The 21,566-nt window shown below is 62.8% G+C and carries 23 protein-coding genes; 7 read left to right on the forward strand and 16 right to left on the reverse strand.

Annotated elements, in window-relative coordinates; translation table 11 throughout:
* The first annotated feature begins 504 nt into the window (after positions 1-504).
* The 3 genes from JKL45_RS26000 (at position 505) to JKL45_RS26010 (ending at position 1,743) form a co-directional block, all read left to right on the forward strand.
* Positions 505-762 carry a WGR domain-containing protein gene (locus JKL45_RS26000; RefSeq protein WP_201864704.1) on the forward strand — a complete coding sequence of 86 codons (258 nt, stop codon included), beginning with the start codon at positions 505-507 and terminating at the stop codon, positions 760-762.
* A 501-nt stretch (positions 763-1,263) separates the two neighbouring features.
* The gene (locus JKL45_RS26005) at positions 1,264-1,422 is read left to right on the forward strand and encodes a hypothetical protein (protein WP_201864705.1); all 159 of its coding nucleotides are present in this window, start codon (positions 1,264-1,266) and stop codon (positions 1,420-1,422) included.
* 114 nt (positions 1,423-1,536) lie between these two features.
* Positions 1,537-1,743 (forward strand): hypothetical protein, encoded by a 207-nt coding sequence (locus tag JKL45_RS26010; RefSeq protein WP_201864706.1) that lies wholly within the window; start codon positions 1,537-1,539, stop codon positions 1,741-1,743.
* 3 nt (positions 1,744-1,746) lie between these two features.
* Here the strand turns inward: JKL45_RS26010 and JKL45_RS26015 are convergent, their stop codons facing one another.
* The 4 genes from JKL45_RS26015 to JKL45_RS26030 all read right to left on the reverse strand — a co-directional run bounded on the left by JKL45_RS26015 (position 1,747) and on the right by JKL45_RS26030 (position 4,153).
* The gene (locus tag JKL45_RS26015; RefSeq protein WP_201864707.1) at positions 1,747-1,914 is read right to left on the reverse strand and encodes a hypothetical protein; all 168 of its coding nucleotides are present in this window, start codon (positions 1,912-1,914) and stop codon (positions 1,747-1,749) included.
* A gap of 411 nt (positions 1,915-2,325) precedes the next feature.
* On the reverse strand, positions 2,326-2,583 hold the full coding sequence (locus tag JKL45_RS26020) for a hypothetical protein (protein ID WP_201864708.1): 258 nt from the start codon (positions 2,581-2,583) through the stop codon (positions 2,326-2,328).
* A gap of 8 nt (positions 2,584-2,591) precedes the next feature.
* Positions 2,592-3,341 (reverse strand): sulfite exporter TauE/SafE family protein, encoded by a 750-nt coding sequence (locus JKL45_RS26025; RefSeq protein ID WP_201864709.1) that lies wholly within the window; start codon positions 3,339-3,341, stop codon positions 2,592-2,594.
* Between the two features lie 674 nt (positions 3,342-4,015).
* The gene (locus tag JKL45_RS26030) at positions 4,016-4,153 is read right to left on the reverse strand and encodes a hypothetical protein (RefSeq protein WP_201864710.1); all 138 of its coding nucleotides are present in this window, start codon (positions 4,151-4,153) and stop codon (positions 4,016-4,018) included.
* A gap of 340 nt (positions 4,154-4,493) precedes the next feature.
* Between JKL45_RS26030 and JKL45_RS26035 the strand changes: the two genes are divergently transcribed.
* Together JKL45_RS26035 and JKL45_RS26040 are read left to right on the forward strand one after the other, a co-directional pair.
* Entirely contained in the window at positions 4,494-4,805 is a 312-nt protein-coding gene (locus JKL45_RS26035; protein ID WP_201864711.1) for a hypothetical protein, read from the forward strand.
* A gap of 401 nt (positions 4,806-5,206) precedes the next feature.
* Entirely contained in the window at positions 5,207-5,434 is a 228-nt protein-coding gene (locus tag JKL45_RS26040) for a DUF6894 family protein (RefSeq protein WP_201864712.1), read from the forward strand.
* 55 nt (positions 5,435-5,489) lie between these two features.
* On the opposite strand, the gene dld is transcribed toward JKL45_RS26040, so the two are convergent.
* From dld to JKL45_RS26095, 11 genes are all read right to left on the reverse strand, one after another.
* Positions 5,490-7,298 (reverse strand): D-lactate dehydrogenase, encoded by a 1,809-nt coding sequence (gene dld, locus JKL45_RS26045; protein WP_201864713.1) that lies wholly within the window; start codon positions 7,296-7,298, stop codon positions 5,490-5,492.
* 99 nt (positions 7,299-7,397) lie between these two features.
* Entirely contained in the window at positions 7,398-9,158 is a 1,761-nt protein-coding gene (locus tag JKL45_RS30950; protein WP_201864714.1) for an alpha/beta fold hydrolase, read from the reverse strand.
* Between the two features lie 12 nt (positions 9,159-9,170).
* Positions 9,171-9,974: an SDR family NAD(P)-dependent oxidoreductase gene (locus tag JKL45_RS26055; RefSeq protein ID WP_201864715.1), complete on the reverse strand. Its 804-nt coding sequence runs from the start codon at positions 9,972-9,974 to the stop codon at positions 9,171-9,173.
* A gap of 30 nt (positions 9,975-10,004) precedes the next feature.
* On the reverse strand, positions 10,005-10,397 hold the full coding sequence (locus tag JKL45_RS26060) for a PPC domain-containing DNA-binding protein (protein ID WP_246498971.1): 393 nt from the start codon (positions 10,395-10,397) through the stop codon (positions 10,005-10,007).
* A complete protein-coding gene (locus JKL45_RS26065; RefSeq protein WP_201864716.1) occupies positions 10,390-10,944 on the reverse strand; it encodes a PPC domain-containing DNA-binding protein in 555 nt (184 codons plus the stop codon). The genes JKL45_RS26060 and JKL45_RS26065 overlap by 8 nt, the downstream gene beginning before the upstream one ends.
* Complete coding sequence (locus JKL45_RS26070; RefSeq protein WP_201864717.1) at positions 10,941-11,483, reverse strand: gamma carbonic anhydrase family protein; 543 nt, start codon at positions 11,481-11,483, stop codon at positions 10,941-10,943. The genes JKL45_RS26065 and JKL45_RS26070 overlap by 4 nt, the downstream gene beginning before the upstream one ends.
* Positions 11,480-12,289, reverse strand: coding sequence for an SDR family NAD(P)-dependent oxidoreductase (locus JKL45_RS26075; RefSeq protein WP_201864718.1), 810 nt, complete (start codon positions 12,287-12,289; stop codon positions 11,480-11,482). The genes JKL45_RS26070 and JKL45_RS26075 overlap by 4 nt, the downstream gene beginning before the upstream one ends.
* Positions 12,290-12,374: 85 nt before the next feature.
* On the reverse strand, positions 12,375-14,012 hold the full coding sequence (locus tag JKL45_RS26080) for an acyl-CoA synthetase (RefSeq protein WP_201864719.1): 1,638 nt from the start codon (positions 14,010-14,012) through the stop codon (positions 12,375-12,377).
* Entirely contained in the window at positions 14,009-15,178 is a 1,170-nt protein-coding gene (locus JKL45_RS26085; RefSeq protein ID WP_201864720.1) for an acetyl-CoA acetyltransferase, read from the reverse strand. The genes JKL45_RS26080 and JKL45_RS26085 overlap by 4 nt, the downstream gene beginning before the upstream one ends.
* Positions 15,179-15,306: 128 nt before the next feature.
* Positions 15,307-17,223: a TRAP transporter large permease gene (locus tag JKL45_RS26090; RefSeq protein ID WP_201864721.1), complete on the reverse strand. Its 1,917-nt coding sequence runs from the start codon at positions 17,221-17,223 to the stop codon at positions 15,307-15,309.
* Between the two features lie 5 nt (positions 17,224-17,228).
* Positions 17,229-18,248 carry a TRAP transporter substrate-binding protein gene (locus JKL45_RS26095; protein WP_201864722.1) on the reverse strand — a complete coding sequence of 340 codons (1,020 nt, stop codon included), beginning with the start codon at positions 18,246-18,248 and terminating at the stop codon, positions 17,229-17,231.
* A gap of 210 nt (positions 18,249-18,458) precedes the next feature.
* Here JKL45_RS26095 and JKL45_RS26100 point away from each other — a divergent pair, with 210 nt between their 5' ends.
* Complete coding sequence (locus tag JKL45_RS26100) at positions 18,459-19,280, forward strand: IclR family transcriptional regulator (protein ID WP_312897039.1); 822 nt, start codon at positions 18,459-18,461, stop codon at positions 19,278-19,280.
* Positions 19,281-19,619: 339 nt separating this feature from the next.
* Here the strand turns inward: JKL45_RS26100 and JKL45_RS26105 are convergent, their stop codons facing one another.
* The gene (locus tag JKL45_RS26105) at positions 19,620-19,826 is read right to left on the reverse strand and encodes a hypothetical protein (RefSeq protein ID WP_173949000.1); all 207 of its coding nucleotides are present in this window, start codon (positions 19,824-19,826) and stop codon (positions 19,620-19,622) included.
* 195 nt (positions 19,827-20,021) lie between these two features.
* On the opposite strand from JKL45_RS26105, the gene JKL45_RS26110 reads away from it, so the two are divergent.
* Positions 20,022-21,383: an ArgE/DapE family deacylase gene (locus JKL45_RS26110; protein ID WP_201864724.1), complete on the forward strand. Its 1,362-nt coding sequence runs from the start codon at positions 20,022-20,024 to the stop codon at positions 21,381-21,383.
* Positions 21,384-21,566 lie beyond the last annotated feature (183 nt).

Below are 21,566 nucleotides of genomic sequence, written 5' to 3' on the forward strand. Positions count from 1 at the left end.
CACACCCGTCATGGCAGCCTCCCGTGTCAGATCAGGAGATTATGAGCTCATCCGCGGCACCTGCAACTGTAATGCTAAGTCCCCCTAAAGCAAATGCGAAGCGGAATCCCTTGTGCTTATGGGGGAGGCAAGACAAACAAGCGGCATTCCTCCATATGCCTCCGAGCCGAACCTCCGGCTCGACGCTGCATTGGACCGGCTGTTGCAGGGCATTCGGCATTGCCGAGGCGGGTGACGACAAGAGCGGAGCCAGCTTTGGAACCCATGAAAGGCCAGCGATGGACGATTGGTATCCGATGAGCACGGCACCACGGGACGGCACCCCTGTCGTTCTCTGGCCGAGCGATAGAGATACTCCGCCCATCTTCCCTGAAATGGTGGGGTCTTGGATAACCAACAGCATGATTGGGGTCAGTTACTGGCGGATCTTTGGGGATCGGAGCGGCTCACTCTTCCGCTCTGACGAATGCTTTCGCGGTTAGAAGCCTCTGCTTCGCGATCACAATGCCTGACGATCTCCGATCCCCGATCAAGCATCATCTCGTCCTGCACCGGATCAAGCCGGAGCAGAGCATCCGGCGCTTCTACAACCTGATGATCAAGCGCGATCTCTTCGGGACCATCCGTCTTGTGCGCCACTGGGGCCGGATCAGCACCAACGGTCAGGAGAAAGCCGAGGAGTTCGGCAGCGAAGATGAAGCTGGCAAAGCCTTGGAGGCCTTGGCTCAGGCGATGCGGCAACAGGGCTACCGAGACCTCTGATTTCGCATAAGGGCCGGTATGGAATGCAAGTAGAAGATTCCGACAAATAAGAAAAAAGCGCCGCTCCGAAGAGGGCGCTTAAGGTGTCGGAGCCGTAGGGGCAAAAGTTGGTCCGATGACGATCATCTATTCGGCTCAAATGCGCTTTGTCACTAAACTTAAATCAGGTTTTCTGCGGTATTCTGACACCCAGCAGTCCTGAAATAGGGATTTGTACTTATTGCATACCTCGAAAGGGTTAGGTAAGCAGGCTTTTGCCGTAGGGGCAAATACGGTCCAAAGGGTCGCGAACACGGTCATAAGACTGGGCGCGACCCATTTCCATCGGCGCAGTGGCTTGGCCGTCTGCATGCGCGTGAAAGCCACTAGGATGGAGCGGCAACGAGGCTATCGAAGTTTGGCAGTCATCTCAGCAGCTTGGCGTTCACAGTTTTGTCTTATTGAACGAGCCATTCTGTTTAGCACTTTCGGACTTACTGCTGACCCTACAAGGGGTGTTCCATGTCCGCCAAGTCAGACCACAAGGAAGCTGTCCGCCTCTCCCGGGCATACCGGCGGGTCCCCATCGCGATCCTGATCCTAGGCTCCCTGCTCCTGAGCGGCGTAGCCTCGACCGCCTCGGCGATGTTGAGCTTTGGCCCGATCCATCTGATCCCCTAGGCTGCGGCACCTCCCACCCACTAGAACCCCGTCCTTAGTCCGAGGACGAACGCCATTGCCATACCGCCATCATACCCCATAAAAGGCTGCGCTTTATGAGACGTCTGGGTGCCTATGAAAACCGCAGCAGAATACAGAAAACACGCTGTAGAATGCCGGGTACTGGCCAAGCAGATGTCTGACGGTGATCAGCGCAATCAGCTTCTGGAGATGGCCAAGACCTGGGACAATCTGGCTCTGGGGCGGGAGAGGTTTGTTCGCAGCTATCCCGAGGTCAACACCGCGAAACCCCTGTCCAAGGCTCAAGCACCAGCGAAGTAGCGATCAGGCGTGGTCCAAAAGATGGTAGGCCAGCAGGCCGATAATCACGACACCCATAGCGACTACCAGGAGCAGAATGAGCTGGCCCAATCTTTCATGGTGGGTAGGACGGGCGTTGATCGCTTCCAGTTCCCGGTGCTTGGCAAGCTCGGGGCGCTCTTGAGGCTTCACGGGTTCTCCCTCCAGTGAACCCTTTCCTATCAGCCTTCCGGGCGGGATTGCAGTCGACCAGATGGCCTAGCTGCCATTGCGTATGCGCATGACAATAGCGACCGCAATTTCGCATAACGGGGCGTTATGGAATGCAGGGCCACGCGATGGTCTGCTCAGGGTCAAAGTGTAACGTAGAGCGGACCAAATGAAGGTCGGCTCGTAGCGCCTTTGCAGAAATACGGCGTACTTCCGCCTCGTGCCAATTGCTGACCTTCCATAAGCGTTGCACAGGGCGCTGGCATACCCGTTCCACTCAGGACTACCGTTAGGTCTCATCCCCGATAGCGCAAGGCGCCGATGGGCAACACAAAAACTGCCGAGGATTGCCGTCCACTTCCAAAGGAGACATGCGCCTTGGAGCGATCCAGTTCATTTCAGGCGGCCTATTCGCCCGGCTTGATGATCGCGAAGAAGTGGCTTCCATCCGCGGATCTGCCGATCGGAGCAGAAGCGTGGTGGATCACCGAAGAGACGCCAATAGCCGATGCCTGCCTTAGGGCTTAGTGCCCAATACCCAACAGGCTGCGGGATCTCAGGCGGTGCTTCGCTCTCGATCATCCAGAGGACAATGGGCGTGCCGTCGCGTGGCGCGGCAGTGATCGGGCACCAGTCGCCTGTCAGGGCCATTCCTGGCCTCAGGCCGAACCCAACTGAATGAAGTTGTACAGGGCCAGCCCACCTACGATCAGCGCCACCATGCTCATGAGAACAGGCTGTGGCAGCACCCGGCTGAACCAGCCTGCCAGGGGAGCGGCGAGTGCGCCACCAATGATCAAGCCGAGAACGACAGTGCCGTAGCGACTCAGATCGAGGCTGAAGAGGAAGGTGACCGAAATGGCCATGGTCACGAAGAACTCACACACGCTCACTGAGCCGATGCTGTGGCGGGCACTCTCACCCCGGGCGATCAGAGTCGAGTTCACCATCGGTCCCCAGCCACCCCCGCCGATCGCATCCAGGAAGCCGCCTGCCACGCCGATCGGAACGATGCCGATGAACCCGATCTCCCCCGCATTGCCCGTCAGGATCCGCCGGGCGATCAACAGGGTCATGCCGGCCAGATAGACCACCACAAACACCTTGACGGCGTTCTCCGGCAGTTCCGTCAGGATGAAGGCTCCGACGATGCCGCCAGCCACGCCCGCCGGAGCCAGCCATTTGACCAAATCCCAAGCCACGTTGCGGTTCCAGGCATGGGAGGCGCCAGCCAGACCGGAGGTGACGCACTCGGCGGCATGAACGCTGGCGCTGGCAATGGCCGGGGACGCACCGGAGGCCAGGAGAGCTGAGGTGGCAATCAGGCCATAGGCCATGCCGAGCGCCCCGTCGATCAACTGGGCCACGAAGCCGAGCACGAGATAGAAGCCGAAGTCGTAGGACAGCATCACGTGCTCCCCGCAAGGGCGATATCGCGGCACAACGTGCAACGCTGACCTTGGTTGCAGGGGGTGGACTATACAGGCGTGGGGGAACATGCGCCTCAGCAGAACGAAAGGCAGATCCAGTCGGGGAAACCGCTTACCTCACGCGCTAGAAGCGCTCAGCCGGCCCAAGCTGGCCGCCGACCTCGTGCGCGAAGCCTGTCACGGCGCCGCGAAAGTCCCGGGTGAAGCGGAAGATCACCGGCATCTAGCTGGCATTGCAGGCAATCGCCTCCAGCCGCTGCTCCAGCGTCTCCCCAATTGGCACCAGATGCATTCTTCATCACCTGTTCAGGCGACCTATGGCGTCGTCACGGGCACCTTAGAACCAGGAGATGGTGGTGAAACACCTGTTCATAGTCCCAATGCTGGCCACCCTGGCGATCGCCACACCAAGCCAAGCCGGCAACACGTCATCGAACTCCAGCTCAAACTCCTCTAACGGAGTTCACACCCGGGTCGATAGTGTTATCACGCACGATGATCGGGGACGACGTGTTCACGAGCGGCGGGCTTATCGCTCCCGTGACCGGGATGATGAACGCTCCAGGCGCCGCTGGCAGCGCGTAGAGGATGACGACTGAGGGCTGGAAAATACTGAGCATGGGATTGTGCGTGGTCACTGGTTCCAGGAGGAGCTAGCGTTGGGCAATCGTCAGCGGTGGGGACCACAGCGGCCGGAGGAGCGGTTCGGCCACAACCCCGCCGATCATGGCAAAGGCTGCCAGAATGAGGCCGAGACGGCCATAGAATACAACGCGATCCTTCCGGGTCATGAGCCCTCTCAATCGTTCGGCTGGAATCAGAGCAGACCGATCCTTGTGGCCGATTGTGGCGACAATACTGCTCAGGTTGGGCAGGAATGCTGCCTTGGTGATCAGCTCGTCCTCCACCACCAATCATCGTCGCTGCATCGTTTCGAAGTGGAGCACGTCTCAGGCTCGAGGTGAAAGGTTTGTGGGACGGCTCCGTGACAGGTTAACGATCCGACAACAGGCGCGTCAATATTTCCCTTTGTCAACAGCAGCTTAGCGGAACAGAGACAGCGCAGGAGCGTTTCTACAACTCACGGGGTCGGCTGGGGAGCAGGTCACTTGAAACAGCATTCGATAGTCAATGCCATTGCTCACATCAGATATTTCCTCCGGTGAGGTTGCCGAACACCTGGGTGCCCTTGCCAGCAAGGTTGATGAGATTGCCCAGCGTGCCGGTGTGTCAGCCGTTGCGCGCCTCGACCTTCAGACCACTCTGGCTGCACTGCCGTGGCCAAGCCGGCGCCGCCTCGGTCTGGTCCTTGAGAGTGCTCGGGTCAGCACCAGCGACAAAGCCGTCCGTGAGGCTGTCGCAGTGATGCTTGATGTGGCAGCCGATGTCTGGGCCAGAACGCCACCACCGGATGAGAGAGGCAGCGACCGGTCACAGCAGTGAGCCAACGGCTCTCACGAGAGATCTGAGTGCGCGTCCCGCCCAGCGTCCTTGATCGGCACCCGGTCGTCACCCTCCTCCAGCACAACGCCTAACGCCTTCCCATGACGCGCTGAGGCCTCAGCCACTCCAACAGCAGCCTCAATGGCTTCTGGCGGCTTGCCGAACCGTCCAAGAGTTTCATCGCGAGATGAACGACCCAGCCTCTTACCGAGCTCCGATGCCTGAATGAAGGATAACGGAAGCTTGGCAGGTTTATTCCCTGTCGGCATGTCATCAAATCGTTCAGTGGGCGAAGGACCTGACCAGACTAAATCACCCGAATATGATCCTAATCCGGTGATCTCGCGCTTCTCAATGGATTGATTGGGCAGCCTTGCGCTGGCTCAACCCATGGACCGTCGATGCGCTGCTACTTTCATCTGGTGAACAGCCACGAGCTCATCGCAGACGATACAGGTGTCGAGATCCTAGACCTCACACCGGCAACGGACTTTGCGTTGCAGGCCATCGACGATCTCCGGGAGGAAGCGATCCAAGCCGGTGCTTCGTGGCAGGGCTGGCGGTTGGACGTGGTGGACCCGTCCGGCAATGTTCTTTTGTCCATCCCACTGGAGCCGGTCCTGCACTGAAACCAATCCCGTGTGATGAGCCTCTGGGACTACGCCGGCGTAATCAGATACAGCACTACAGGCGTGAATGGGTTGCGGCGGCCGAACTCCCCAGGCGCCAGTGCCTGCATTTGGATGTCTGACCTATTCCGGGATTGAGCGCATTGCATGGGTCGAGAGCCTCGTAGAACCGCTGCATCCCGGGCTTTGCAGGGTAGAGGTGGCCGACGTTGTGTTCGGCCGGATATTCCGCCTTGCGCTGATCGAGCAGTGCCCACATCCGATGCTCCAGGGCCAGACAATCCTGTCCCTTGCGCACGACGTAGTCCTGATGGAAGACGTGACAGAAGAAGTGGCCGTAGTAGAGCTTGTGAACGATCGCATCCTCCACGTCGGCCGGAAGCGTCTCGAACCATCTCCTGTCGTTTCGCCTGAGGGCGATGTCGAGCGCGACGATGTCCTCTACCTCGTGGCGATGGACTGCCCGGAAGCGTACGGCTGCTCCGGCCACCGCGAAGCGATGAAGGAATGCTGCGCTTCCTTCATCGCCGTCACACTCAAAGAACCCGCCATCACCCGTTCCGAAGCATCCTTTGAGGAAACTTCGTGTTTCCTCGATGCCCTCATCCGACATCTTCAGCAGAAGATGGTGCTCGTATTGGTCGCGGAAGTCCTTCATTCTCCGCGGGAGATGGTTCGGGAATAGCCGGCTTGCCGCCTGGAGGACACGGTCGCTCAGGTCCGATGGCAGAAACCCGAGCCGTCTGGAGAATTCGTCGAACCTGGACTTGAGCGCGAAGAACGTGGGCAGGCGCGCGGTGCCGAGCGCGCGGATCAGCAGGAACGTGTCCTTCCCGTAGCGCTCGGCGATGTCGAAGGCAGTCCGATGCACGTACTCGCCGGCGACGGGAAGGTTCTCGAAGGTGCCCAGGATCTGCCGCCGGATTTCGGTCAGTTCATCGACGCTGTTGGTCCCGATATAGAAGACTTTTGTTGCCGCATCGGCCGGGAAGGTATCGAGCCGGACCGCAAAGACCGCAAGCTTTCCGGCACAGCCGGATGCCTCACGGAGCCTGCGGGGATCCGCATTGAAGCGCGCGGGGGTGTCCGCATCGATGTCGCGCACATGATCGACATATTCCCGGTCGGATGCCCAGCGGCTGGGATCGTCATCGATATCCCCATCGTCGACAGCCCACCGATCGAGCCGGCCGAGCATCTCCTCCGGCGATCCGTCCAGCTTGATCCCGAGATGGTTGATGAGTTGGGGCTTCCCGTCCGCATCGACCTGCGCGAACAGCGCCAACTGCGTGAAAGCCGGCCCGCGCCGGATGAGAGCGCCACCCGAGTTGTTGCAGATCCCGCCCAGCACCGAGGCACCCAGGCAGGACGATCCGATGACCGAGTGCGGCTCCCGGCCGAGTGGCTTGAGCACCTTCTCAAGCTGGTCGAGCGTCGCGCCCGGCAGGCACACCACCTGCCGTCCGCCGTCGATCAGGTGCACCGTCTTGATGCGCATGATGTTGATCAGCACGATGTCGCGGTCATAGGCGTCGCCGTCCGGGGTCGAGCCTCCGGTCAGGCCCGTGTTGGCCGCCTGCATGATGACGATCTTGCCGGCTGCGACGCATGCTTGCAGGACGCGCCATTGCTCGACCAGACTGCCTGGGCGAATGACTGCCAGCACCTTACCCCCGCCGAAGCGGAATCCTGTCCGGAAGCGGCGCGTCTGGCCTGGCCGCGTGAGAACATGTCGCGCACCGACGATCGACCGGGCGGCTGCCAGGAATCCATCGGGGCTCCCTGACACGGCAGGCGCATGGTCCCCTGATACCGCATCTTGACGCGAGGGGTCGTGAGCTGGCTGCGTGATCGACTCCTCCATCGTGTCCTCCGATCGAGACCCAAGTCCAGGAGCTTCGTCGTGCTGCGTGTCCGGCACGTTCACGGGTCCGACTCCCCGCGCCTCGCGGTTCGACGGCTCCTAGGAGTGGTTGACCTCCTCGATGACCAATTCGAAGGTGATGCAGACCGGGTTGTCTCCATGGACGAGCTGCCCGGAGGAGACGTGGCCGTCGAGATCCACCACGTCGATCAGGAGGGAGGCTCGCGGTTGTCCGTTGATGTCCGCCACCCTGCCCTCGCTGATCAGGACTTCCGTCGCATGCGCGTCGACGCGGCGCCCGTCGGTGAAGCGGACCTCGTTCAGGCTGCCGATGCCGTAAACATTCGCCTTCGTGATCTTATGGTCCGAACAGATGGCCTCGATCGCGGTGCTGATGTCCTCGTTGGGACGGACCTTCGCCAGGAGCAGGCGGACACCTGCCCTCCCTTCATCGTCGGTTGTGACTTGTATGGGTTCGAACAGGGTGAAATTGGTCTCGGAATCCGGCAGCCCCTCGAAGGTCGCCGTCTTCAAGCCGATCCCGATGGCCTCGACGGGTTCGGTCACCATGCTGTCCGGGGCCAGCAAGTGGCCCATCCGCATGCCATCACGGGTGTTCCAGATTCCGTGGCAATGGACGAAGGGCTTTCCATCGCGCCGTCCGACGATGACCCCGGCACGCTCGATCGTGACGGGCCCCTCGGGCGCGAAGGTGTCGCTGTACCAGGCGACGTGATCGGCATCCGGCGATGCGGCCGGCATGACGTACCTGAAAGGAGCGCACTGTCCGCCCCGGAGCGTCACGAATCCCCCAATGCAGCCCGCAGCCGCAAATCCCCGGGTGATGGCCGTGTCGACTGTGTCTCCTGTCTCAAGCACGAAACGCAGGGGAACGGGCGTGCCGGCGACATCGGCCGTGCGCTCCACCGAAGCTGGACCGGGGTGTTGGATATGCCTCAACTCAAGGATCGACATGGCTCGCTCCGTTCGCATGATTTGTTCGGGATCGGCTCGCGGGTCGCGGACTCCCCATCGGCCGGCCTCGACCTGAGCGATGAACTCGGCCACCACACGATTGAACAAGGCAGGCTCCTCGAGATTGAGCGTATGGCCTGATTTCGGGAACATGGTGAGGCCCGAGCGCGGCACCGTCCGCTTAAGGAAGACTCCCGGCTGGATGGAGTGATCGTCCTCGTCGCCTACGACGATGAGCAGGGGCACTTGCATGGCGCCCAACTCTTCCTTGAGGTCGTAGAGGGAGGGACGTCGCATCTGGACGCCGCGCATGGTGTTGGCAGCCCCGAGCACGGAGTGCTTCGCGAGCCTCTCGGCGAACAGCGTCCAACCGCGAGGATCCTTCTCCTGGAACTGCACCCGGGACGCGCTCTCGGCGTAGACAGGAGCGAACCCCTCGGCACCCCGCTGCTCGAAGCCCCTTGCGACCTGCTCGGAGTTCCGGCGGAAGGCCTCCTGCTGTTCCTTTTCGGAGCCATAGCCCGCACCGGCAACGACGGCCGACAGAACGCGGTCCGGATGACGCAAGGCGGCATGCAGGCACGCGAATGCGCCCATGGAAAGGCCCACGATATGGGCCTTCTCGAGGCCTGCCGCACTCATCACGTCGACGATGTCGTCGGCGGCCCGTGCCTGCGAGTACTGCTCGACTTTCTCCGGAACATCCGATGGCGGATATCCCCGGGCCGCATAGGTGATACACCGATGCCGGCGGGAGAAGTAGCTGGCCTGGGGTTCCCAGCTCCAGTGGTTCCCGCCGAATTCGTGGACGAACACGATCGCTGTGCCCTGTCCGGCGGATTCATAGAAGAGCCGCACGCCGTCGCTCGTGGTTGCAAATGGCATCACGACACCCCGTCAGTGGAACTCGGAGACGGCGCAGCTCTGGCCGCCGTCCACGGGCAGGCAGACGCCCGTGATGAACTGCGCCTCGTCCGAGGCGAGGAAAACGGCGGCGTTGGCGATGTCCCAGGCCGTCCCCATGCGTCCGACCGGAACGGCTGCGTTGCGCGCCGCCACCATCTCCTCCACCGTCGCATATTGACCGGAGATCTGCTTGTAGATCAGAGGCGTGTCGATCAAGCCGGGCATGATGCAATTGGCGCGGATGCCCTGGCGGGCATATTGCATGGCCAGCGCCACCGTGGCCTGGTTTACGGCCGCCTTGGTGGCGTAATAGGCGAAATACGGATAGCCCGTCCAACGGATCGCCGCGAGGGAGGAGATGTTGACGATGGCTCCTCCGCCCTGGCGCAGCATGTGCGGAATGACGGCCTTCGCCGTGCGGTAGACAGGGCCGAGATTCAGTTTTACCGCGGCCTCGAACTGTTCTTCCGTCAGCTCGACCGGGCCGCCCATATGGGTGACGCCCACGTTGTTGTGCAGGATGTCGATGCCCCTGAACGCCTCGACGACCTTCGAGACTGCGCTCTCGATGGAACTCGTCTCGGTGACGTCCGCTGACATGGCGATGGCCTCGCCGCCTTCACTCGCGATGATGGAAGCGGTTTCCTGTGCAGCTTCCTGCACGAGGTCGATGCAGGCGACGCGGGCCCCTTCCCGCGCATAGGCGACGGCCGCAGCCTTGCCGTTGCCCCAGCCCGACCCCGAGGATCCTGCCCCGAATACGATGGCGGTCTTGCCCTTCAGGCGATCAACCATGCTCTTCTCCCATTCCCGATGTCATGCGGCTCATTTTGCCGGGAGCCACTCCTCGAGGGTGACCTCGAACGTCATGCAGATCGGGTTCAATCCGGCGATGAACGGTCCGCCGGAGACGTTCCCCTCAGGGTCGGCCACGACGCCCGTGAGCGCCGCCCTGAGCGAGCCGTCTTCGCCCGAGCGCACCTCACCCGCGAGGCTGACGATCTCCACGGCAGGACCCAAAATCTGGAGGTACTTGCCGTCGACCGTGCCCAAGCAGGCATCCACGAGGCTACCCAGCGCACCGCGCACGAATGCATTTCGGAAGCCCTCAGCCAGGCAGACCTTCTCCACACCCTGAACGAGGTCCTCGTTCGGGGCGATCCGTGCGTAGGCCACACGGCCCATCGACCCCTGTTCGACGGCGATCATCTCAGCCATTGGTCGTTTCCTTGTAGGGTTGGAGGAGCGGGATGTTGGTTTCGGGATCGTAGGCCTGCCGAAGCTCGAACTCGTCGAGCGACGTCACGAGGACCGGGATCGGATCGCGGCCGACGATGCAGGTATCCGTCAGGATGTGACCACCCTTGACGTCACCGCTTTCGGTGCGGATCGCGGCATGGCAGTGCACGAGCGGCGCGCCGTTCATGCCCTTCCCCAGCGTCGCGTTACCGAAGATCATGTAGGTGTGGCCGGCGGTAATCGGCTTGGAATAGGCGATCACGGCCTGCCGCTGCTGGTCGGGCGGTGCAACGCAGTACTGAAGCCCTCCGAAGTAGCCGCCGAGGATCGTCGTCGAGGCAGATGTGATCCCGATTTCCGCCAGCGGCTTCACGAGGCCGTCGAAGAGGCTCACTCCGGGCAGGAGAGCCAGGCGGACATGCCGCCCCTTGGTCGAATGATGGCTTTGGATGCGGACCGGGTTGAACCGACCGGGATGGATCAAGGTCCGGGGTCGGGGAATCGCGGTGGTGACGACGCGCTTCATCGGACACCCCCTCCTACGGGTTCCAACTCACGCACGTACCGCTTCCAGCGCCTGACGTAGAGGGCAGCACCTTCGCTCAGTCCCTGGACACCAGCCTCGTCGATCTCCCGAACGACCCGGCCGGGGGATCCCATGACGAGGGAATTGTCGGGAATGACCTTGTTCTCGGTGATCAGGGTATTCGCGCCGATCAGGCAGTTCCGGCCGATCCGCGCCCCGTTGAGGATGGTCGAGCCCATGCCGATCAGGGTGTTCGACCCGATGGTGCAGCCATGCAACATGACCTTATGGCCGATCGTGCAGTCCTCGCCGATGGTGAGTGGGAAGCCGGGATCGACATGCAGCACGCAGCCGTCCTGGACATTGCTGCGTTCGCCGATCTCGATGGTGGCATCGTCCGCCCGCAGAACCGTGCCGAACCAGACGCTGGCTTCGCGCTTGAGGCGGACATCGCCGATCAGAATGGCAGTTGGGGCGATCCAGTAATTGCCTTCCGGCGGGAGGTCGGGAGCTGTTCCAAGGGAATACAACTGGGTCATGACGAAGCCTTCACTGCATCTGGGGTTGAACGGGCAGCGGCCGACGTGCCGCTCATGATGCCGGCGATCGTGAAGCCGCCGTCGACGCAGATGGTCTGCCCCGTGATGAAGCCCGACTTGTGCCCATCCAGCAGGAAGATCGCCGCACCGGCTATGTCCGCTGGCGAGCCATAGCGCCGCTGCGGGACGGTCGACATCCAGGCCGCCCGCACCTCGGGCGTATGCACCTGTTGGACCATGGGCGTCTCGATCGGACCCGGCGCAATCCCGTTCACCCGGATGCCAAGTGGAGCCAATTCGACGGCCATCACCTTGGTCATCGCGACGACACCGCCCTTCGAGGCGCCGTAGGCCACGCGACCCTCGTTCCCCTTGATCCCCGAGACCGAGGTGATGTTGACGATCGATCCGCTTCCCCGTGCTTGCATCCGCCTGGCGGCTTCGCGCGAGATCACGAAGCTCCCGATGAGATTGACCTCCAGGATCCTGCGGAACATCTCGGCACTCGTGTCGAGCGCCGGTACGTCCCTTGCGATGCCCGCTGAGTTGACAACCCCGGTGATCGGCCCGAACTCGCCTTCGCAGGCCGCGACGGAGCGGACGACGGCCTCTTCGTCCGCGACGTTCACCGACTCGAACCTCACCTGCTCCTCGGATGCACCGAGAGCATCGCGACAGCGGTCGAGGTTGGTTTGATCCAAATCCACGACGATCGCGCGCCAGCCTTCGGCGAGGACCGCCTCGACGATGGCAAGCCCGATGCCCGAAGCGCCGCCGGTGACCAGTACTGTCTGTCGATCAGACATGATTTCCTCCCTGTGTTCCGGTAAGCCCTATCTGCCATTGGGGGCATCTCGAGATGGACGCCCCCGGGAACCGAAGGCCGTCGTCTCAGGCCGAGGCCTCGACCGGCTTGTCCAAGGGCAGGAAACCACGCGCCTCAAGCTCCGCCCGGACATCCTTCTTGGTGATCTTGCCGTAGGCCGACTTGGGCAACGCGTCCCAGAAGAACACCCGCTTCGGAAGCTTGTAGCGGGATACCTTGCCCTCGAGCCATCCCAGGAGTTCCGGCTCATTGACCGTAGTGTTCTCCCGCAGGACGCAGACGGCCACGCCCACCTCGCCCCAGGTCTTGTCCGGCACGCCGAGGATCGCGACCTCGGCGATCGCCGGATGGGTCAGGATCTTCTCCTCCGTCTCGCGCGGGTAGACGTTCGAGCCGCCCGATATGTACATGTCCGAGGCCCGGCCCGTGATGAAGAGGAATCCCTCGTCATCGAGATGGCCGAGATCGCCTGTCCGGAACCAGCCATCCCGGAAGGCCTTCGCGTTCGCCTCCGGATTGTCGTAGTAGCCGGCGAACACGGCCGGACCGCAGACGCAGATCTCACCCGTTGCACCAGCGGGCAACTCGCGACCGCCGTCGTCCTGGATCGAGACCTGCATCCCCGTCCGTTCATATCCGCACGTTCCGACCATCACCCCGGGAGCATCCTCGGTTTCGTGGAGCGCGGGCGGAAGCACGGTGATGTTTCCGGTGACCTCTCCAAGGCCGAAGTACTGGACCAGGACCTTGCCGAGTTTCTTCAGCGCGTGCTTCTGGTCCTCCCGGTACATCGGGGCACCGGCATAGATCACGTACCGCAAGGACGAGTGATCGTGCGCGTCGACCGATGGATGCTCGGTCAGCATCTTCACGATGGTCGGTACCGTGAACATGTTCGTGATCCGCCAATGCCTGACCAGCCCCCAGGCCTCATCGGCGTCGAACCGCTCTCCCGGGAGGAGCACGGTCTTGACCCCGCGCGCCACCTGCACGAGCTGATGGATTCCGGCACCGTGCGAGAGCGGCGCCAGGACGAGGGAGGCGTCCCGGTTGGTGGTCCCCGGCATCAGGTCGCAGAGGTGGTTCGTGATCACGAAGGCCATCTGGCCATGCGTCAGGACGGCGGCCTTTGGACGGCCCGTCGTGCCCGACGTGTAGAAGAACCAGCAGGGATCATCATGCTCGACGGCCGCGGTTGGTACGCCGACGCCATCGTATTGCGCCACAAGGGCATCGTATTCCTCACCGAACTCCGAAGCTCCGATGGAAACCACGAGCCGGATGTCGGGGGCCGCCTCGCGGGCGGCCGAGACGTGTTCGGGAAAGTCGGAATGGCAGATCATCGCCGAGGCGCCGCTGGACTGGGCGAGATATGCCACCTCGCCCGGTGTCTGGCGGTAATTCGTCGGCACCCAGACGGCACCAAGCCTGAAGCAGGCGAACATCGACTCGAACATCTGGTTGCAGTTCTTGGACTGCACGAGGACGCGGTCACCCTTCTTCACGCCACGGGCGGCCAGTGCCGCCGCCATGGCCTCCACCCGTCTGTCAAGCTCGGCCCAGGTCCATGTTTCATCTCCCCTGACGAAGCCGATCTCGCCACCGTAGCGCCGCGCCGACTGGCGCAGGAAATGGGACAGGTTCATGACCCGCTTGGAAACGGGCGCGACCCCGCCTGCGGGAGCTTGTCCGTGGCCGGTCATTTGCGTCGCTCCAGGATCGAGACGTAATTGGCGACGGCCGCGCCCCCCATGTTGAACACACCTGCGAGCTTCGCATCCGGGATCTGCATGTCTCCGGCCTCGTTCATGAGCTGAAGGCAGGCCATGACATGCAGCGACACGCCGGTCGCGCCGATCGGATGGCCTTTCGACTTCAGGCCGCCGGAGGGATTGATGGGAAGACGCCCGCCCTTCTCGGCAATGCCCTCGCGCACGACGCGATAACCCTCACCGGGGGCAGCAAGCCCCATCGCCTCGTATTCGATGAGCTCGGCGATGGTGAAGCAGTCATGCGTCTCTACGAGATCGAGGTCATCGAGCGAGACTCCTGCGTCGGCACGCGCCGTCTCCCATGCTTTGCGGGCTCCGGCGAAGGCCGTCGGGTCACGCCGCGACAGCGGCAGGAAATCGTTGACGTGGCGGCGGGCACGGAATGCGATCGCCCGCTGGAGCCGCTCGGCCGTTTCCTCGTCGGCGACGACGAGGGCCGCCGCGCCGTCCGAGATCAGCGAGCAGTCGGTCCGCCGCAGCGGCGCCGCGACATAGGGGTTCTTGTCGGAAACGACGTTGCAGAACTCGAAGCCGAAGTCCCGCCGCATCTGGGCATAGGGGTTCGAGACGCCGTTCCTGTGGTTCTTCGCGGAGATGCGGGCAAGCTCTTCGCTGCGGTCGCCATAGCGCTGGAAATAACCCTGGGCAATCCGCCCGAACACGCCCGCAAAGCCACCATCGATGTCGGCTTCCTCCTTCCGGTACGAGGCACTCAGCAGGATGTCGCTCGTCTCGGCGACGGGCTTCGCCGTCATCTTCTCGGCGCCGACGACCAAAGCGATGCGCCCCCGTCCGCTCTCGACGAAGTCCAGGGCGGTGTAGAGGGCCGCCGATCCCGTCGCACACGCATTCTCGACGCGTGTTGCAGGGACATAGGCGAGAGCAGGCTGGTTGAGCGCGACCTGCGCGGCCTCGAAGCCCTGTTTCGAGAAGCCGTTGTTCATGACGCCGACATAGATGCCATCGACATCCTCCGGGCCGACCCCCGCATGAGCGAGGGCTTCGCCGGAAACCCGGGCCATCAGGCTCTCGACATCCGGGTCCTCGAGCTTGCCGAAGGGGGAATGGGCCCATCCAACGATAGAAGCGCGTGCCATGTCTGCAATTCCTTCAATCTATGATCATTTGCTAATGTTGTCGTAAGTGACTTGGCCGGGGCGGCCCCTGTGGGTCGCCCGTACGTGACTTGGCTGTGGCGGTCCCTGCGGGTCGCCGACGGTTGCCGTCAGAGGAACCCGATCGAGATCCAGGGGACCGTGGCGATGATGATGAGACCGACAAGCAGCGCCACGAGGTACGGCCAGATGGCGCCGATGGCTTCGTCCGGCGGAACGTTGCCGATCTTGCAGGCGAGGTAGAACCCGACGCCGATCGGGGGCGCCATGAGGCCGATGTTCATCGCCGTCACGATGACCATCGCGTAGTGGATGTCGTTGATGCCGAGGCTCTTCGCGATCGGGAACATGAGTGGGGCCATCAGCACGATGGCGGGCAGTCCCTCGAGCACGCTGCCCAGGATCAGGAAGACGACGATCGTCACGGCCATGAACGAGAGCCATCCGCCGGGCAGGCCCGTCATCAGCGTAGCCAGGCTCTGGGCGACGCCGGCCTGGGTGATCGCCCACGCCATGGCCAGGGCCGTGCCGAGGATCAGCAGGATCGAGCCCGTGAGGGCCGCCGTCTCGACGAGCATTGCGTAGAACTTGCCCCAGCCAATGCCGCCGTAGAGAACGATGCCGACGAACAGCGCGTAGATCACCGCGATGGTCGACACCTCCGTCGCGGTGGCCACGCCGCCGGCCACCGTGCTGCGGATCAGGAACGGCAGGACGAGCGCGGGCGCGGCGACAAGCAGGGTCCGGCCGATCAGGGAGACAGGTGCCCGGCGCACGCCTTCCATGCTCTCATGGCGGGATTTCCAGCGCGCCAGGACCGCTAGGACCGCGAGCAGGACCATGGCGACCACGATGCCGCTGGTGAAGAGACCCGCGATGGAGACGCCGGCCACCGATCCCAGGACGATCAGGACGATGCTGGGCGGCACGGTGTCGGCCATCGCCGCACCCGTCGCGAGCAGGGCGATCATCTCCCGCGGGCTGTGGCCGCGCCGCTTCATCTCCGGGAAGAGCGCCGGCGCGACGGTGGCCATGTCGGAGACCTTCGAGCCGGATATGCCGGAGACCACGAAGAGCGAGCCGAGCAGCACATAGGACATGCCGGCCCGCACGTGGCCCAGGAGCGAGGCGAGGAAGTCGATGATGGCCTTGCCCATCCCGGTCGAATCGAGAATGCAGCCCAGCAGGACGAAGATCGGAACCGACAGGAGGATGAGGCCCGACATGCCCTCGTCCATGCGTCCGATCATGACGAAGGTCGGAACCTGGGTGGCGAAGGCGAGATAGCTCAACGTGCCGATACCGAAGCAGAACGCAATGGGTACGCCGGCTGCAAGGCAGACGGCCACGAAGACCACCAGGAAGAGAATGATCTTCGCGTTCCCGAGCTGTACGAGGGCGGGCGAGAAGGCCCAGAGGAGGCCAGCGATCGCAGCAATCACGAGGGCGGAGACAAGCAGGTCGCGCCGGGACGAGTTCCGCAGGGCATACGTGACCACGATGGCGAGCATTGCGACCATGCCGAAGGGAATGGCTGCGGCCCGGAAGGTGTTGGGAATTTCCAGCGCCGGCGTCGAGATGTACCACTCCTCCAACGCATAGTCGAAGGCTGGAGGCACCAGGGCCAGAAGGAAGGTTGCGATCACCAGGGGCGCGAAGGCCTCGACGAACCGCTGTACGCGCTTCGGCAGCATGTACAGGAACAGCGTCAATCTCAGGTGCTCGTTGCGGTCGAGCGCGATTGCGGAACCGAGCATCGCGAGCCATAGGAAGCACAGCGAGGCGACCTCATCAATCCACACCACGGGGATCGAGAAGACGTAGCGCGAGATCACGCCTGCCAGCAGCAGGACGACGATGGCCACCAGCAGGCCCGACGAGATGATCTCGAAGGGCCTCAGGAGGGGGGAACCCGGCCGCACGTCGCTGTCGGCGATGGGCAACGACTCCGGCGCCGAGAGGACATGTGCCGGAGCCGGGTCGGTGGCTTCAAAGGTTTTCGTGGGGAAAGCCTGGATTTGTGCCATGGCCGTCACCCGAGCTTGCCGACGGACTTCTCGAGGATTGCCCAGGCCTCGTCGCCGTACTTGCCCTTCCACTCGGCATAGAATCCTGCCTTGGCCAGCTTGTCGCGGAACGCCGCGGGGTCGGGCTGGTTGACGACCATGCCCTTCGCGGCGAGATCCTGCTGGACGCCGGCGTTGAGCTTGGCCACGTCCTCGCGCTCTTTCAGGCCGGCTGCGTTGATGTGCTTTGCCACGACGGTGCGCACATCCTCGGGCAGACGTTCCCAGGCGCGACGGTTGCCGAGGAACCAGAACCCGTCCCACATGTGGTTGGTCATCGAGAGGTACTTCTGCACCTCGTACAGCTTCGCGGTCGATATGATGGCCAACGGGTTCTCCTGCCCGTCCACGACCTTGGTCTGAAGCGCCGTATAGACCTCGTTGAAGTTGATCGAGGCGGGCGCCGCCTCGAAGGCCTTGTACATCGACGTCCAGAGCGGCGAGACCGGAACCCGGATCTTGAAGCCCTTCAGGTCGTCCGGCGTGTTAATCGGCCTTGTCGAGGACGTGGTCTGGCGGAAGCCGTTGTCCCAGATCTTGTCCATGGCCACGAGATTGGCCTTCGCGATCTGCTGGCGGACATAGGCGCCCAGATCCCCGTCCATCGCCTGCCAGACCGATGCATAATCCGGGAAGGCGAAGCCGACCCCGTTGATCGAAGCCGCCGGCACGAGTGTCGACAGGATCAGGCCGGAGAGGGTGAAGAATTCGACGCCGCCCGAGCGGACCTGGCTCAGCGTGTCAGTGTCCGAGCCGAGCTGGCTGCTGGGAAAGATCTGGAGATCGAAGCGGCCGTTGGTCTCGGCCTTGATCGCCGCGGCCATCTCCTGGGCCCGCGTGTTCATCGGATGCGCGGTCGGCAGGTTGTTGGCGTACTTGTAGGTGAACTCGGCCTGCTGGGCGCGGGCAACGAACGGTGCTCCAATGACACCACCTGCAAATGCGGTGGAGCCGGCGACAAGCAAGCGGCGACGGGAAATGATCATGTAATCCTCCTGGTCGGACCCTACGGGCCGTGCGTTTCCTCGGATGCGTCTGGGTCCATGAGGTGGACCTTCTTGCTTATTTGCAGGCCTAGAAGACTACTGGATTTCCAATTGTCAAATACTTATTATTCTCGTAGGGAAATCGCTGCGGCGCATCCCAGGGAGGTCCATATACTGGAACATCCAAGAAGTACTTCGGCCAGGAAAGCGGTGCAGTCGACCGGCGATGCCGTTGCCGCAGGTGCACAGAGCATCGACCGGGCCGCCACCCTGCTTCTCCTCGTGGGCCGGGCGGGACCGTCCGGCGCCCGCCTCTCGCAACTCGTCGAGCAGTGCGATCTTTCCAAGCCGACCGTCCGCAGGATGCTTCTCGCGCTGGTGAGGGCAGGCCTTCTCGACCAGGATCCGGACACGCGACGCTACTATCTCGGCCCTGAGCTCTACGTCCTGGGCACCCTTGCCAGCGCACGCTTCGGCATCCACCCGATGTCGCTGCGCTCCCTCGTGCGGCTGAGCCAGGAAACGGGCGACACTGCCTTCCTGTCGGTCCCGCGCGATGTCTACTCGATTTGCGTCCATCGCGAGGAAGGCTCCTACCCGATCCGGATCCATGCGCTCCATGCCGGGGACCGTCACCCGCTCGGGGTCGGGGCCGGAAGCCTTGCCCTTCTGTCCGCGCTGCCGGATCACGAGGTGGAGGAAGTCCTGGCCGCAAACGCGGAAGTCCTGGCTGAAAGGTATCCCCATCATCCGCCGCATGTCCTGCGTGCGCTCGTGCAGGAAACCCGTGGGATGGGTTACGCACTGAACCCGGGATTGCTGCTGCCCGACTCCTGGGCCGTCGGCGTTCCCGTCGTGGCATCCGATGGCCGACCGATCGGTGCACTTTCCATCGCGGCGATCGAAAGTCGGTTGGGCAAGGCGCGCCAGAAGGAGATTGCCTCGCTTCTGAAGAAGGAGGCGAGGTGGATAGAAACGCGCCTGGGCAAGGTCGGTTCCGCCGCGCGACACCTGAGAACGAAGGGCAAGTGAGCGCGGACTGGGCCCTTACGACCTGAGCGACGAGGATGCATTCAACCAGGACGCGGCCTCAGCGGCTGCGTTGCCCGTGCGAGAACACTGAAGATGCCGTGACGGATCCGGAGCCCCAAACGCCAATGGGCCGCTATGGGTCACCCGCAGAAATTCCCGCCTCCATCGGAACGTCCGGTGACGGAAGGATTGCGGCCCTCGACCCAGGGTCTCATAAGTGCCCATTCCCGAACCTTCGGCAGTCTCGTCTGCGAGCGCGGGCCCAAGCATGCTGGCCCATCCAATAAGGCCCAAGAGCAGAGTATCGGGACATGGTCCGCATCGAACGGCCCCCTTTCGTCAGAGGGTCGAGCCCTTGCGCGACTTTTCCTGCTGGACCAGATCTTGGAGGAGCTGGTGGGCAAGGGTCTCATGCGCCACCCGGGGGTTAATTTCGGCGGACTTCCTGCCGTAGGTTGTCGTGACGGTCAGCAGTTTACGGTCAACTTGGTAGGTTCCGGAGTAGGTTCTTCCGTCAACCTTGATGTGGATTGCATGACCTGACATGGGAAAAGACCTCCTCAATGAGAGCGCGCCCACTGCCTCAGCGGAAGAATACTTCCTCTGCTGACGGGAGACCAAACCCCGTGAGGTATCCCAAGGCGCGTGGGGGCAACCTGTCGTCGCTTGACGCCACCCTACGATGTGGTCAGTGGAGGCGTCGGTCCAATCGCTCCCGGTTTCCATTCGAAGGTGCGCGCCATGACCACTGAAGCCCAAGGAACCCTTAACCCATTGTGGAGCTCCGTTCCTAAGACGGATCGTGCGCGCATCCTTGGTGCCATTGATGAGGCCTTCGACCGGCAGGTCCATTTCCTCTCAGACCTCGTCCGCTGCGCCTCGCTGCGGGGCCAGGAGGCCAATGTCCAGCAACTGGTTGAAAGGGCCCTTCGGCAACGCGGCTACGCCGTCAGCCGCCAAGCCATCGATCCGAGCCTAGTGGGCCGCCATCCGGCGTTTTCTCCGGTCACGGTCAGCTATGACCGATCCTGGAACGTCATTGCGGACTACGAGCCTTCGGTCACTGGGGGCAGGTCCCTGATCCTGAATGCCCATGTCGATGTCGTGCCGGCCGGTGATCCAACCCGCTGGCAGCATCCGCCTTTCGAGCCCGCACGGCAGGGTGAGTGGCTCTATGGCCGCGGCTCCGGCGACATGAAGGCGGGTTTGTCCGCGGCGATCTTTGCCCTCGACGCCATCCGGGCCGCAGGCCTGGAACTGACGGCCCCGGTCCAGATCCATTCGGTCGTTGAGGAGGAGATCACCGGAAATGGAGCCGCAATGGCATTGGCGTCGGGCCGGGTAGCCGATGCCGTGCTGATCCCGGAACCGACCGACGAGAAGCTCGTTCGGGCCAATTCCGGCGTGATCAAGTTCGCCATCACGCTTCACGGGACCCCGGCTCACCCCATTGATATCATGGGTGGCGTGAGTGCGGTCGACGCGGCCATTCGGCTCATTGAGCACCTGCGTCGGCTCGAAGCCCGCTGGAACGAGGAGCGGGCGACGAAGCTGTTCTTCGATGACGTGGAGAACCCAGCAGCTCTGACGATTGGGACGATCACTGGCGGCGAGTGGATCGCATCCCTGCCCTCAAGCTGCCGCTTCGAGGGGCGCATCGGCTTCTACCCCGGCGACGATCCACATGAGCGCGTGAGGGAGTTCGAGGCCTTTGTCGCATCGGCAGCAGCCGAGGACACCTTGGTGCGGCGCTGCCTTGCCCCCGTGATCGAGTGGGTTGGCGTGGTTCATGCAGGCTACACCCTTGCTCCCGGGTCAGAGGCGGAGGCCGTCCTGACCGAGGCTCACGCCAATGCCAACGCATCTGATGCCGCGCCGTTGGAGGCCGTTGTCATGGCAGCCTATCTGGACGCAGCCGTATATTCGGTTCACGGGGGCATCCCCTCGCTAGTCTATGGACCGATCGCAGAAGATATCCACGCCATCGACGAGCGCGTATCCCTTCCCTCGCTGAGGCGCGTGACGAAGACCATCGCCCTGTTCGTGGCTTCCTGGTGCGGTGTCCGGCCTGCAACGGACGCATTTCAAGAGGAGGCCACGTGATCGCAATGTACCCTTCGGGTCGAGTTCGGTAGTCCCGCAGGCCTGAACGAAGGTTTGCTCATCCCAGCATTGCGGAAGTACGAATAAGGTCAGCCAGGTGCCGATACTGTTCTCTAATGGGTCAAGGGGCAACTCTCCAATCCTGAGCGGTTTTGCGATCCCAAAGGGTTTCTGCGTTCTCTA

The organism is Microvirga soli (assembly GCF_016734765.1).
Taxonomy (GTDB): domain Bacteria; phylum Pseudomonadota; class Alphaproteobacteria; order Rhizobiales; family Beijerinckiaceae; genus Microvirga; species Microvirga soli.